The organism is Acetobacterium paludosum (genome assembly GCF_008086595.1).
Taxonomy (GTDB): domain Bacteria; phylum Bacillota; class Clostridia; order Eubacteriales; family Eubacteriaceae; genus Acetobacterium; species Acetobacterium paludosum.
The window spans coordinates 268,050-282,610 of the sequence record NZ_RXYA01000004.1; the positions used below are offsets into that span (position 1 = coordinate 268,050).

The following is a 14,561-nucleotide window of genomic DNA, read 5'->3' on the forward strand; positions in this document are numbered from 1 at the left end:
CACTCACTCTTTCTTATTTAAATTCAATTGCTTGCCACTGTTTGCCATAGAGGGCGATTGTTTTCATTAATAACCCTCTCAGAACGATTCTGCAAAAATAAGGTCCTGTGCCCGCGTGTTCCGCTCAGAATTCTCCTGCATGGCGAAGAGCATTTTCTGCAAAAGATGTAAGCAACCTCGGTATCCGGTGATCGGCGTCAGATATTCGAGCGGGCGATCAATCACCGGGAACCCCACGCGAACAAGTGGCGTATCAAATTTCCGCGCCAGTATTTTTCCGCGTGTACCGCCGAGAAGCAGATCCACCTTGTTTTTTTCAAGGTAACGTTCTAAATTATAGCGGTCTGCCCGCCTGTTGACAGTGCCGTCAATATGATAACGCTTAAAAATTCCATTTATCTCGTTTTCAAAAGCTTCCTCCGCATATCCAGTACACACATAAACAGGCTTCATACCAATTTCAGCCAAAAAGGCTGTCAAGCAGACAGCCAGGTCGGCATCGCAGAAAATCGCAGCTTTTTTCCCATACAGGCGCGGATGTAGATTCATTACCGCGTCGACGGTACGTGCCCGTTCTGTTTTTAACTCCACCGGAACAGGTGTCCCAGAGCGCGTACACAAGTCGCCAATCAGTTTATCTGTGGCTTCTATACCAACCGGCAGCATACGCTTTGACGTGTTGACGCCAAAATCTGCCAACACATCAGCCGCAGCGAATGCAGCTTCAGCACCGAAGGCTATCGCATCGGAGCAGACCGCAGCTTCCTCAATTTCATCTAGCGGTGTACCGCCAGGTAAATATTCTCTCTGGTCTCTGGGGGTTTTACAATCAAATATACCACGCACATCAGGATATATCGTATGTTCACTAAAAAACATAGCTGTGTATCGAGAAATTTCTTCGATGTCTACCGGATTAAGCAGTCCCGGAACCAAAAATATCCTCTTTCTGCGCACACCGGCAGGTTTTATCAGCTGGCTCAGCATTGCCGCTGTCATAGCAGAATAGCCCGACAGCTGCGAACCAGTATAACCCGGTGTCGATGCCCATACAACGCGTTTACCATCCGGCACCTCCAGTTGAGTGGCAATCCCATTCAAATCATCGCCAATTGTTTCACTGAGACACGTGGTATGGATGGCGATGAGCTCGGGGTCATACGCCTGGAACGCATTTTTGACTGCGTTTTGCAGGTTCTCTTCACCACCGAAAACAGCAGCTGATTCATAAAGCATGCTGGAGGTCACCCGGATAATTTTCTGAAAGTGCTTACTGATCTCCATCCGTTGAAAACGGCAGCAGCCCGATGCTCCATGACTATGAGGCAAACAACCGTGGACACCAAAAGCGGCGTACATTGCACCAACTGGCGGACACATGTTCAGTGCGTCAATCTGTAGGCTTCTTGTTGCTTCACTCTCTTCATTCATAGTACACCTCCTATCTGAACAAACCACTCCGGCAGATCCGTTATCCAATGCGACATAAAAAAGGCCATGTCAAGATCCTGCGCGTACTGAATCAGTCCGAAAAATCCACCGTATTGCACACCTCTCTCATCAGAAGTAAACAGTTCCGATTTAATCGGTGCATCGGAATAATAAAACTGCTCTTCGACACCGGCAAAGCAGATGTCTGGCTGAAGCAGCGCAATAAAATCGTGTATCTGATGCCTGTTGAACTTAAAGTACACCCTGCCGTCGATCTCACGCTCCGGCTGAAACGGCAACATCTTATCCGTACAAATCTCGCCAAGTTTTTTAGCAGATAGATGGAGCGAAAAATTTTCGTCTGTCAACTCCATTTTATTATAATCTTGTGCGATCATAACAATCTCAATGCCAAGGTCAGACGATAATGCACTGTAGCTGTCACTTCGGAAGACATCCTCAAATAATACCGCCGTCACGTCTGAAAATTTTTGCCGATACTTCAGCCATTGTGGCTCGATAGCCGCCAATTCTTCGGAAATCACCTGTTCAGTCTGTTGAACCAGCTCCTCGGAATCAAAATATGCTGCCATCTTTCTCAATGAAGCGATGATGTTCGATACACCTGTAAAGCAGACTCGAAAAAATCCGCCACCGTAGCGCTTTTGAATCGTCAGCGGTACCTCATCGATGGCCTTATTGCTGTCGAGCACGATGAGCTCGGCCTGATGTCCCGAACGCATCCGCTCATAAGAATTCGACCCCATCATGGAGCAGACAACATCATATCCGATCCTTTTAAACAGATTCTTGTAAATCTCTTTGTTGACACCGTTATACGATTCGCTCATGAAATGAATCGGATACTTACCGTGTGACCTCTCCGTTTCTCCCATCCAATTGTCCACCAACATTTTACCGCCAAGCAGCCAGCCGCCATTTTTACGGAACCCTTCACAGGAAAGCGGCAGAATGCGAACGTCATAACGTTCCTCCGCTGTTTTGGCAATCTGCTCAATATCATCGCCGATAAGTCCGACTGGACACGTTGCACATACCGCAATAGCTTTCGGATGAAACAGCTCAACCGCCTCACCGATTGCCGACAACAGCTTTTTCTCTCCGCCAAAAATGATATCCGATTCAGTCATATTCGTTGAAAAGCACCGGCCTCTGAACAGCTCTTCACCACCTTCATTAACATCATTTCGGCTATTAATACCGGAAAAAAAGCCACAGCCGGTCGGGCCGTGAGTGATCAGCAGCACATCATCCATCGGGCTCATCATGAGTCCGCGACAAGCCATATATGAGCAACCACCGCCGTAATATATACCCGGAATTTCCATCAGTTTTTTTTCACTATTAAGTGGCAGCTGCTGAAGAAGCTTTTCAAGCTGCACTTGCTTTTTTTCTTCCAATTTCATGCCGATACATCCTTTTCTTTTAACCGGAAATTTTACAATTCAAGCGAACCTTCCCAGCTTACTTATTTTGAGTGGGCAACAGTCAAACTACTTCATCATCGCAATCCACGAACCGCTATCGTCTTCCTCCAACCGATGTGGTATGGCTAAAGACTTCAGCATATCGCTCCGTTCCTGCATCGTAAAGCGGATACCATTATGCCCGTGTTTTTTTCCCCATCCTGGGTTATATATTTTCATTTTCTCAGTGATAGCCGCCTCCATTTCAGGTGGCCCGAGGCTGTTTCCTATCAGTGTGATCCCGCCAGGTTTGAGCACCCGATATATTTCACTCAGTGCCTGTTTAAGCTCATCAGCGTTCCCCCAGAATTTAATAGAACCGCGGCTAACGATCAGCGGATATGTGTTGGATGGAAGCGGTATTGCGTGCACATCACCGACAGCATAGCTGCAGCGTGATGACAGCCCCCATTCCCGACCTCTCTTCATGCAGATATCAATAGCCTCGGGCTGGATATCCAAGAAATGAACCTCCAACCTTGACTGCAGTGCGATATTATAGCCAAACATCCCACCACCGGCTCCTATATCAAGGCACGCCCCATCATTTCGTCCATAGATCTCCAGTGCTTTTCGGGCAATCAATGGAAAAAGCGGGAGAAAAACCTCTCGAGCAATACGATCATACCCCTCTGAATTTAATGTTGTCTGATTTTTCATTATTTCGTCCATTAGCTGATTGAAGGCGTCGCCAACAGCGCTTTTACCTCATCATCCGTCAGTTTAACATTATAAAACAAGTCGAAATATTCCTTGATCTCACTATTGATGTCGTAACTGATATAGTTGGGATACATAACACTGGCAAGCCACTGGATGCCGAGCACACGCATGGTATTGGGCGGGCGGTCAAACCAGTTAAAGGGCACCGAGGGAGTGACATATATGCGTCCATCCTGGACAGCCTTGATGTCCTTCCATATGGCATTGGTCATAACATTTTTGTATGTATCAGCAGAGGAGGAAGACACAAGAATCACATCGGGATTCCAGTTAATAATCTGCTCGATGGACACCGTCGTCATACCCATACCGGTGAGCATCTCCACATCAGCAATATTTTTAACACCGACAAAGTCCAGCACCTCGGTATGCCCGGATCCGGCGGGATCGGTTGCCAGGCCGTCGGGGTTTTCAGCATAATAAATACTCAGTTTCTCGGCCTCCGGGACTTTTGCCATAGCGTCCTTGATTTGAGTCATCTTGTCCTCGCAATAAGACGCCAACTTCTCGCCGCGGTCAGTCTGACTGAGACAATCGCCTAGGAAACGATAAACCTTAGCTGTGTACTGCAAATCTGAGGGAACAACGATAACAGGTTTTCCTGTTTGAGTCTCGATCTGCTTCGGTGTTTCATCGTTAGCAAAAGCGGATTCGTTTGTCATATAGATGATAACATCTGGGTTGAGCTTAATAATATCTTCCATATTTGCTGTGACCTTCTGGCCCATCCAACCGCCAATAACCGGCAGCGTCGCAAATCGTTCGGGTAAATACTTCAGAGAAGCTTCTGTCGGTTGGTTTACCCAGCCAATTAACTTATCCGGGCACAGGGAGCTGACCATCGCTTCAGCCGTCGGGACAGCGCAGTAAACGGACTTTACATCTGAGGGAATAGTAACCTGTCGACCTGCCATGTCGGTGATGACACGCGTTGCACTGCCAGCATCTGACGCGGAGGAAGACGTACTGCTACTCTGAGTGCTGCAACCGCAGAACAACCCCAGGATCATAATAATTACCATTGAAATCGCCAATCTTTTTTTCATGTGTATTCTCCTTATGATTATTTAACATAACGGTGCATCTACACCGGTTTGTTCGTTATGATAATACGGGCACACAGCTCTTCAGCCAGTCGTTTCCCCCAATGCACTCACGGATGATACGAATGTCAACCCCATAAGCGGCTTTCAAGTTTTCTTCAGTAACGACGTTCTCTGCTATCCCGACAATAAGTGAAGAATCTCTTTTCAGAAGTGCCACCTCTGTTGAACACAAAAAAGCATGATCCGGAAAATGCGACGTCATAATAATAGCCATACCGTCGGCGGCAAGCGCTTTGATTTGAGTAAGCACACGAATTTGGTTCCCAAAGTCGAGGTTCGCTGTCGGTTCGTCCATAATGAGAATTTTCGGGTTCTGTGCAAGGGCTCTAGCAATGAGGACCATCTGCCGCTCGCCACCGCTTATTTCAGTATAAATCCGATCTCTGAAGTCACTTATACCTAACCGCTCCAACGCGTTCTCCGCCACATTGATATCTTTCTGGCTCGGTGTCCCGAAAAGTCCCATATGTGCAACACGACCCATGGTCACCACATCCAGAACAGTAAATGGAAAGGGCGGAGTATGCACCTGTGGCACATATCCAATGGTTCTGGCGATCTTTTTAATTGACCAGGCATCGATATTCTCACCATTAACAAAGACATTGCCCGCTTTTAATTTTAAAAAGCCAAGCATACTTTTAAATAATGTTGTCTTTCCGACACCATTTGGGCCCAACAGACATAATATCCCGCCTGACTCAATACTCAACGAGATGTCGCGTAGTATTCGCGTTGAACCATATCCACAATCAACGTTTTTGACTTCAAATATCATACCCACCCCTTCTTTCCCTTCATCAGGAGGCTCAGGAAGAACGGCGCACCAAAGAGCGCTGTCAATACGCTCAGTGGTATTTCCACAGAAAACAAGCATCTCGACACATTATCGATCAGTAACAGGAAAATCGCACCCAGCAGCACCGATACCGGGAGCAGTGTTTTATAATTAGGACCCACAATCATGCGCGCCAGATGCGGAATCACCAGTCCGACCCAGCCGATCATACCACAGGCAGCAACCGAAGCAGATGTAACAAGGGTTGCAGTAATAACAAAGATCAACCGAAGCTTCTTGGTGTCTACCCCGATGGCTTTAGCCTCCTCATCACCAAAAGCCAGCAGATTTAGCTTGTAACGCAACAGCAGCATCGGTATCAATCCAATGAGTATCGGGATAACAAGTAGTGGCAAATCTTCAAGACCGATCGAATTCAAACCGCCCATCAACCAGTATGTAATCGTGGGCAATTTGCTATTGGGATCAGCCACGTATTTAATGATGGTGATGAACGCCTGAAAAAGCGATGATACGACAATCCCCGTCAACACCAGCGACATGGTGCTATTGTCCCCACGACTGACCTTACTGCCAACAGCATATGTAATTGCCACTGCTGTAAGACCAAAGAGAAATGAAACAATCTGAACCTCTATCATACTCCGTCCAAGTAACAGGGATATCGCCGCACCAAAACCGGCTCCCGCCGATGCGCCCAGCAGATCTGGCGAGACCATCGGATTACGGAACAACCCCTGATAGGCTGCGCCTGCGACCGAAAGTGCGGCGCCGACGAATATAGCCGCCAGCAACCGCGGTGTTCGGACGTTGATCAGAACCGTTGCGGACGCCTCCGAATAACTGCTTGGCACCCCAAAAAGGCGATTGGAAATGATCGCGAAAATCTCATCGAGTTTAAGTGCATATCGGCCGACAGCAAGCGATCCGATCGCTATCACGAGCAATGCCACCGCCATTATTAGTATGATGAAGCCCGTCATATTTCTGCTTTTTGATGTAATCTTTCGTGGCATACTCTATCTCCTTTTCTAAATTAATACGTAATTTGCAGGCTTCTTTCCTTGTCGTATTCTAAACTTGCACCATGTGATACCGTGGCGTTTCCCCACTAACCTATGACCACAAGAAATATTTTATTTGCTTATAATTAGGTTTGACCGACATAGGCTCCCTATAGCCGGGAAATCTCAAGACTGTTATTTTCTTTTCAACTTTAACAGTTCATATAGCACATTGTCAATACAAATTGTCTTTTTTGGTCATTTTTTTATATGTTTTTACTTGTTTTGTTATATTTGGTTCTGTCAAAGAGAATAATTTACTCAACTTTCCCGTGTGTACTGAATCAACGATTCGACGAAAGAAGGAATGACGCTGCCTATAGCCGGTTCGCGACCCTACCTAGATGGAAAGTTTTATTGTCACCCTGAAATTTTTAAGTGGGAAAATATGTTAAGACGGAATTTGACTATAGAAAAGCTCCCTTTCTGCAAAAAGCACTTACAAAAAACAAAATAAAAAAAAGAACCGCTAATTAAAGCCGTTCTTTTAACGAAATATTATTTTTTTACTGGAGCTAGCGGGCGGAATCGAACCGCCGACCTACTGATTACGAATCAACAGGTAAATGGCACTATGAAAACATTTTATCATCCTTGTAGGACACATTTAGGACATCATTTTTGATTTCCTAATTGTTTTGCTTTCATTATTCTGTAAAACTAGTTGATATAATTTCTCAACTCCATCATCGAAAGTGTATTTTTTGAGATAATTGTGTTTTATATTTTGATACCCAAAGATCTTCACATTGTCTTTGGTGGAGGCGATCCGTACCGGTTTGAGGTGACAATTTGTTTTGGTAATCGTCATTAATTGATCTAAGTAAATCGTTCATATATATGGCGTGCCCTGAGGGATACGAACCCACGACCTCTCGGGTCGTAGTTATATTGAGCAGTCATTTTCTCAGATCGAAACAGATTCATCTGAAACATCCGCCTATTTCTTTCAGTTAGTGAATGATGCCAATAAATCCCAAATCGTTTCAATGATCTGATCGAATTCAATATTTTCTGCATATGGATATTTCTTGCTGTAGTCATTCCAGATTTTTCGGAGTTCTTGACTTTCAGAAATACTATCGATATAAACAACATAATCATCTAAATACTTAATCTCATTCTCAAAGAAAAACCATAAATGCGCACCCTCACCTGATCGTGAACGTTCCACATACATCGGAATATCATGTTTCCTGCAAACCCTTCTGATAACAGCGATATCTTCCCGCCACGTGCTTTTGTCAAAATCAATTGCCAATAAACAACATGTATCCTTGATTGTCAATGGATACAGCCCAATCACTTCATTCCCTAATAAGTGTTTTTCCAGTTGTTTTCTGTCCAGTGGAGCAAAATTACTTTGCTTACATTCCGTACACTTTGTCCGGGGTTTATTACAGATGCCTGGTTTGAAATCATTAAAGCAATATGGAGAATAGCCTGGCTTATTTCGCCATCGTTTGGCACAAACGTCAGTTCTGCCTCTGAAAATCGATAAAAATATATCAAGCTTTTCCTGCGTTGAACTCTTTTTTGTAATACTTGTTTTATCTTTATCATTAATTAAATTTACCGTTTCTTTAACAATACATTTAACTGTGGATTCTTCAGTGATCTTTGAATTAAGTTCCTCTATTGTTTCTTTTAGATTTTTATTCTCTCTTAATAAAGCCTCATATTTTTTCAATAATTCAGCATACTTCACTTATCTCACCTCAATGACTTCCTCTACCCATACTCATTAAAAACAGTCACTTTCATTATTAGTATGAAAGGAGATACGAACGATTCACCAGTATTAATATTTAAGTACAAAGACTGTTTTCAGGTTGATGCACCCTAAAATTCTCAAAGCGACTAATCATTTTTTTTTCGATATTTTTGTTTACTGCTATTTGACTTTTCAGGTATTGTCTGTTCAATTAAACCAGCATATTTTTATTTATTATAGATTTATTTGCAATGTATTGATTGCCCACAAAGGTAAATTAATTAACCAATCTTCCTGTTTATAATCCGTCATTGCTGTCCGAATTGATATTTTGGGATTAAATTTTTCATAATATGTTTTCAGACTTTTGGCTTTTAAATTGGTCTCCGCCTTAACCTCAATGGGAAATATATTGCTTTCATTATCAACGAGGAAATCAATCTCTGCGCCGCCACGCTCATTTGTCCAATAATAGGTTTCAATGCCATGCAGCGTCTTTAATTGCTGGAGCACATACTGCTCGGTCAAAGCGCCTTTAAACTCTTTAAACAGCTCGTTACCATCAAGGAGAACGGTTTGATTCAGCCTGACCATGCAGGATAGTAAACCAACGTCCAATAAGAACAATTTGAATGCCTTTAAGTCTTCATATGCCTTTAATGGCAGGCCCGGTTTTGTTACCCGTTGTACTTTGTGAATAAGACCGCAATCCGTCAGCCAGAGCATGGCCATTTCATAGTCTTTAGCTCGTGACCCTTCCTTGATCAGACCGTAGATAAACTTCTTGTTTTCTTTGGTGAGCTGAGAAGGGATACTGTTCCATAGCATCCGAATACGTGGGATCACTTCATTTGGCGCATGTTTCGAAAAATCCTGTTCATAGGCGATAAGAATCCGCTGCTGGATCTCTCTTGCCTCATTAAAATCCTGATGAGCTGCGAAGCTGACAACGACTTCCGGCATCCCACCTACAAAATAGTAGTATTTGAGCAAGTCAATAAATTCCTGTTTAAATGTGTTCGCCAGTTCATAATCGCCTTTTTCGATGAGTTCAACAAATTGCTCTTTCCCCATTGCTTTCATAAATTCAATAAATGACAGGGGATACAGGTCCAGAAATTCCACCTTACCAACCGGAAATGACGTACCCTGATGCAAGGCAACACCCAGTAATGACCCCGCACAAATAATTTGATATTCCGGTGCATTTTCGTTGAAATACTTGAGAGCCGTCAATGCTTTAGGCACTTCCTGTATTTCGTCAAAAATGAGCAGCGTATTTTCCGGGCTGATTTTGTGTCCTGCATAAAGTTCCAAGCCTGTGATAATCCGTTCAATTTTCATATTCGCTTCAAAAAGATCCTTCATCTGCCTATTATTGTCAAAACTGATATAAACAACTTGACGATAAGCTTGCTGTCCAAAGTTTTTCATCAGCCAGGTCTTGCCAACCTGCCGGGCGCCTCGAATAATCAGTGGCTTTTTATTTTCCTTCTGCTTCCATTTATGGAGCTGTCCCATTGCTTGTCGATCCATTTTCATCACCTCATAATGATATTTTAGTTTACAGCAACATAAATTACAACGATTATTTGCTTTTCAACCACATTTTTTACGGCGTATATATATTTGTGTTGTATAATACATATAAAATCTATCATAGGTATCTCAGCAATGTACAGTATTGTCATAGTTAGTACAACAGTGTTAATACCGGAATTAAAGCAACCTGCCATTGCAAGCCTAGAGAATCTAAAGGCAACACCTAGAATTAATACAATCTTTAAGCTCTTGAATCCTTTAGGTTATATGTTTTAGGGATGGAAAACATGGATGGCTACAACAGTTATACTTTGGTCATTGTTCCCAAGAAAAAAAACACATAATTAAAGCACAAATAATATCAACAAACATCAACGTTGAAAATTCGGCTATGAGATTCCCCCAATTTTGGGTACATCTATAACTACGGTTATAGATGTATTTTATTTTGCATCCAGTCCCCAAATAGTCCCCAAATCATGGTTTTTTCACTAATATTCAAATTTTATGCAATAAAAAAAGAGAACCACAACGGTTCTCTTATGCGATTTTTACTGGAGCTAGCGGGCGGAATCGAACCGCCGACCTACTGATTACGAATCAGTAGGTAAATGGCATATTACAGACAATAATATATGATTCACGACACTATTACGACACGTTTCACTCTTTTTTTCAATTGCTAACACATCGGGGCCGTCATCCTTTATGTAAGACACTTATTGCCAAAAGAAATATACAAATAATAATAATCACTATAACTTCATTGTCACTTTATTTGATAGTGGCTTCTATTCCGGTTGTTCTAAATTTCCGTTTCTTTCAGGAACGCCATATTCATGTAACGTTTAATACCCTATTCGATACCAGCAACATGCCCAAGTCCCGCGCGAATAGTATCAATGCACACTGGTCATCCGGAAAAGCACCAATGGCTTTGGTACATCGTTTTTTAAGCCATTCAATGGTATTATTTTTTCGAATTCGCTTCATGTGTTGAGTCAAGAATACATTTAGGTAAGGGGCTCATCAATGTGATTAAAGATGAGGAGTCAGTCTAGCAAGACTTTCAGCCAGCAAAGTTTTGATTTTTTCAATTCCTGGATTCTCGCTGCTCAAGTTTTCCAGTCGCTCCACTGTTTCCATTGCTGCTACCGGGTCCTGATGACGGGTCAGTCTAGCAAGACTTTCGGCCAGATAAATTTTGATTTCCTCAATTCCCGGATTCTCACTGCTCAAGTTTTCCAGTCGCTCCACCGTTTCCATTGCTGCTGCCGGGTCCTGATTAATGGTCAGTCCAACAAGACCTAATGTCAGAAAAATTTTCATATCCTCAATTCCCGGATTCTCGCTGTTCAAGTTTTCCAGTCGCTCCACCGTTTCCATTGCTGCTACCGGGTCCTGATGATGGGTCAGACCAGCAAGACTTTCGGCTAGATAAATTTTGATTTTCTCAATTCCCGGATTCTCACTGCTCAAGTTTTCCAGTCGCTCCACCGTTTCCATTGCTGCTGCCGGGTCCTGATTAATGGTCAGTCCAACAAGACCTAATGTCAGAAAAATTTTCATATCCTCAATTCCCGGATTCTCGTTGCTCAAGTTTTCCAGTCGCTCCACCGCTTCCACGGCTGCTGGCAGTTCCTGATCAAGCGCCAGTTTAACAAGACAATTGGCCAGTGTCAATTTGATTTCCTGAACTTCCGGATTCTCGCTGCTCAAGTTTCCCAGACGCTCTACTGTTTCCATTGCTGCTGCCAAGTCCTGATGACGGGTCAGACCAGCTAGACCTTCAGCCAGTGCCCTTTTGATACTCTCATTTTCCGGATTCTCGCTGTTCAAGTTTTCCAGTCGCTCCACCGTTTCCATTGCTGCTACCGGGTCCTGATGACGGGTCAGTCTAGCAAGACCTTCAAACAGTGCCATTTTGATTCTCTCATTTTCCGGATTCTCGTTGCTCAAGTTTTCCAGTCGCTTCACCGTTTCCGCGGTTGCTGCCAGATCCTGATGACGGGTCAGTTTAGCAAGACCTTCAGCCAGTACCATTTTGATTCTCTCATTTTCCGGATTCTCGCTGCTCAAGTTTTCCAGTCGCTTCACCGTTTCCGCGGTTACTCCCAAGTCCTGCTGAAGCCTCTGTAATACAAGAATTTCAGCCAGACAAGCCTTGATTTCCTCTATTCCCGGATTCTTGCTGCTCAAGTTTTCCAATCGCTCCACCACTTCCGCGGCTGCTACCGGGTCCTGATTACGGATCAGTCCAGCAAGACCTTCGGCTAGACAAATTTTGATTTTCTCAATTCCCGGATTCTCGCTGCTCAAGTTTTCCAGTCGCTTCACCGTTTCCATTGCTGCTGCCGGGTCCTGATCAAGCGCCTGAACTGCAAGACTTTCAGCCAGATAAATTTTGATTTCCTCAATTCCCCGATTCTCGCTGCTCAAGTTTTCCAGTCGCTTCACCGTTTCCATTGCTGCTGCCGGATCCTGATCAAAGATCAGAATATACAAACAGACACTCAATAATATTTTGTTTTCATTGGAATCTGGTGTTATAAAAAACCATTTCTCATTGAATAACTTTTTAAAATTTTCAGCACAATTCATTCCATCATTAAAACATCTTCCCAAAAAAATGTAATAATTTTGCCCTCCAATCTTTTGTGCGGCTTCGATTACGGCTTCTTTTTCACTTTGAGATCTGAACACCTCTTGAAACAGTACCAAGGACAAATATTCTCCCAGAATGTCAGGTGTGTAAGGTCTTATAACCAGCTCATTTTCCTGTAGCAGTGCCATTAACTCCGAATTAAATGCGAATGCGTTGCTTAACCTTTCACAATCTTTTTGTAAAAATACCGGTAAATCTACAGGTGGATCTTCCAAATTGAGCATTTCTGTCATGGTTGCAAAACAAAGCAACCGATTATAGGCTTTGTAGATGTCTTCGGTCAACCCGGCAAACCGATTCTTAATATTCTGAAGTTCCCTTTTGACAATGTAGTCAGATAATTGGTTTTTATCCCAATTTCGCCATTTTTCTGTATTTTCGTTTCTGGCATCTAAAATCATCATTAAGAATAAAATTCGTTTTTCTGGATCCACTTCAGCCAATTGTGTTAATACGCTGTTTAATTCATTTTCATTAATTTGTTTTGAATAGTTCTCAAGCAAATAATTACTGGCGAGCTTCTTCAATTTTTCATCATTGATTGTTTTTAGCTTGTAAAATTCTTTATATCGTGTGCCTTTAATAACCGTTGTATCAAAGTTGTTTTTATACCATAAAGCACTCTCATCTGCTTCTCTTTCAATTAGTAGGATGCGTATTTTTTTTGAGAGTGTACAGCTGCTAGCCAATCCTGTGATAAACTCGGCGATAATTTGTGATCTTATCTGAACATAGTCGACAACAAGTAACAGATTATCTGGATAACTCCAATCAAACCAGTTTGATTTATTATAGGAGATGAAGAAGGCATCCTGTAGAAATAACATTTTCCAGGATACCATCATCATGTTTGATTCAATAAATTCTAAAACCAGTCTACTTTTACCGGTTCCTCCTGAAGCAATGATTGCCCACCATAAAAACTGACGGTCGTCGTTCAGAAAATCCATTAGTACTTTCATTTCACCTTCGCGACCGGTAAAAGGCATTTTCTTTGATCGATAATCCAGATCACTGATTCCTTCTAGCGAAGGTTTTTTTAAACTGTCAATGCAAATTTCAAACTCGCTTTTTTTTCGCCCGAAAGGGCTTTTGTTTTCAGGCATACCCATAAAAATCGATCTTTTCCAAATCTTTTCATCTGGTTCAAATCCTATGCCACTTTTCCACTTCCACCCATTTAAAACCGCTTTATCGCTATCCCCTTCCCATTCACCGACAATCACTCCAAATTCTGAATAGGTATCCCGTGGATTCGGAGTTGAGCAGTAACACGTTATACACGGAATCTGTTTATTTTGATCGTCTTCGTATGTGATCTGTGTTACTCCACTGAGATGTGTGTCGCCACAAAAGTACGCATGAACATTGTTAATTCTGATGTAATCTTTGATTCTACTCTGCTGCTCTTCATTTATATTCCCAAACGGATTGTGTGCCAGCAAAAAAGTTGGTCGGTTTACTGTCTCAATACTGGAAAGTCCATCAATATCAATCATTTGATTTTTTTTTTCAATTCCATCTGCGATAAGAGCCGAGTTGCAGTGAATAAAATCAATAGTGTCATTCCATGTTCTTTTATGTACTAACGCAGCATTATCAACATAATCAGGAATCAAAACTTTCAGAAATTTGTTATAACCATCAAATCTCCCATATAAATCTTTTAAGGTATTGTTAATGTCAAGTGGCTTCTTTCATACACTTGATATCACTTCTTCAAGTTCTTCAATCGGTGTACAGCAATCATGGTTTCCCGGAACAATAAACAAGTCTTTTGTGATTTCCAATTCTAAAGTTTCCATCAACCTTTTTAGAAAATCAGCGGACTTTTCAAACGTTTTCGTTTTAGAATAGTTATCAAAATCTCCGGTCACTATCACAAAATTGATTCCTTTATTTCCCCCCTGTGTTAGGATAGTTGTCAGGTAGAGAAAAATACTTTATTATAGTAATTAACAAAGATGAAGGAGCCACCTGATGACACGATACAGTAAGGAATTCAAAGACAACATTATCAAACAGATGAT

The 14,561-nt window shown here is 42.5% G+C and carries 10 protein-coding genes; all 10 read right to left on the bottom strand.

Annotation, left to right across the window (positions count from 1 at the left end; translation table 11 throughout):
- Positions 1-78: 78 nt before the first annotated feature.
- Positions 79-1,431 carry a nitrogenase component 1 gene (locus tag FZC41_RS06310; RefSeq protein WP_148566549.1) on the bottom strand — a complete coding sequence of 451 codons (1,353 nt, stop codon included), beginning with the start codon at positions 1,429-1,431 and terminating at the stop codon, positions 79-81.
- Positions 1,428-2,858: a nitrogenase component 1 gene (locus FZC41_RS06315; protein WP_148566550.1), complete on the bottom strand. Its 1,431-nt coding sequence runs from the start codon at positions 2,856-2,858 to the stop codon at positions 1,428-1,430. The genes FZC41_RS06310 and FZC41_RS06315 overlap by 4 nt, the downstream gene beginning before the upstream one ends.
- An 87-nt stretch (positions 2,859-2,945) precedes the next feature.
- The gene (locus FZC41_RS06320; protein ID WP_170253876.1) at positions 2,946-3,578 is read right to left on the bottom strand and encodes a class I SAM-dependent methyltransferase; all 633 of its coding nucleotides are present in this window, start codon (positions 3,576-3,578) and stop codon (positions 2,946-2,948) included.
- Positions 3,579-3,589: 11 nt separating this feature from the next.
- Positions 3,590-4,687 (bottom strand): ABC transporter substrate-binding protein, encoded by a 1,098-nt coding sequence (locus FZC41_RS06325; RefSeq protein WP_148566552.1) that lies wholly within the window; start codon positions 4,685-4,687, stop codon positions 3,590-3,592.
- Between the two features lie 55 nt (positions 4,688-4,742).
- Positions 4,743-5,525 (bottom strand): ABC transporter ATP-binding protein, encoded by a 783-nt coding sequence (locus FZC41_RS06330; RefSeq protein WP_148566553.1) that lies wholly within the window; start codon positions 5,523-5,525, stop codon positions 4,743-4,745.
- Entirely contained in the window at positions 5,522-6,562 is a 1,041-nt protein-coding gene (locus tag FZC41_RS06335) for a FecCD family ABC transporter permease (RefSeq protein ID WP_148566554.1), read from the bottom strand. Before FZC41_RS06335 ends, FZC41_RS06330 begins: the two co-directional genes overlap by 4 nt.
- A 997-nt stretch (positions 6,563-7,559) precedes the next feature.
- Positions 7,560-8,318: a TOTE conflict system archaeo-eukaryotic primase domain-containing protein gene (locus FZC41_RS06340; protein WP_148566555.1), complete on the bottom strand. Its 759-nt coding sequence runs from the start codon at positions 8,316-8,318 to the stop codon at positions 7,560-7,562.
- 240 nt (positions 8,319-8,558) lie between these two features.
- Positions 8,559-9,860, bottom strand: a complete 1,302-nt coding sequence (locus FZC41_RS06345) for an ATP-binding protein (RefSeq protein ID WP_148566556.1) — start codon at positions 9,858-9,860, stop codon at positions 8,559-8,561.
- 1,044 nt (positions 9,861-10,904) lie between these two features.
- Entirely contained in the window at positions 10,905-14,030 is a 3,126-nt protein-coding gene (locus tag FZC41_RS06355) for a tetratricopeptide repeat protein (RefSeq protein WP_148566557.1), read from the bottom strand.
- Positions 14,031-14,228: 198 nt separating this feature from the next.
- Complete coding sequence (locus FZC41_RS06360) at positions 14,229-14,471, bottom strand: metallophosphoesterase (protein ID WP_148566558.1); 243 nt, start codon at positions 14,469-14,471, stop codon at positions 14,229-14,231.
- Positions 14,472-14,561 lie beyond the last annotated feature (90 nt).

Coding starts and splice junctions, on each gene's coding strand:
- FZC41_RS06310 (WP_148566549.1), bottom strand. CDS start 1,431: ATGAATGAAGAGAGTGAAGCAACAAGAAGCCTACAGATTGACGCACTG.
- FZC41_RS06315 (WP_148566550.1), bottom strand. CDS start 2,858: ATGAAATTGGAAGAAAAAAAGCAAGTGCAGCTTGAAAAGCTTCTTCAG.
- FZC41_RS06320 (WP_170253876.1), bottom strand. CDS start 3,578: ATGAAAAATCAGACAACATTAAATTCAGAGGGGTATGATCGTATTGCT.
- FZC41_RS06325 (WP_148566552.1), bottom strand. CDS start 4,687: ATGAAAAAAAGATTGGCGATTTCAATGGTAATTATTATGATCCTGGGG.
- FZC41_RS06330 (WP_148566553.1), bottom strand. CDS start 5,525: ATGATATTTGAAGTCAAAAACGTTGATTGTGGATATGGTTCAACGCGA.
- FZC41_RS06335 (WP_148566554.1), bottom strand. CDS start 6,562: ATGCCACGAAAGATTACATCAAAAAGCAGAAATATGACGGGCTTCATC.
- FZC41_RS06345 (WP_148566556.1), bottom strand. CDS start 9,860: ATGGATCGACAAGCAATGGGACAGCTCCATAAATGGAAGCAGAAGGAA.
- FZC41_RS06355 (WP_148566557.1), bottom strand. CDS start 14,030: ATGATTGATATTGATGGACTTTCCAGTATTGAGACAGTAAACCGACCA.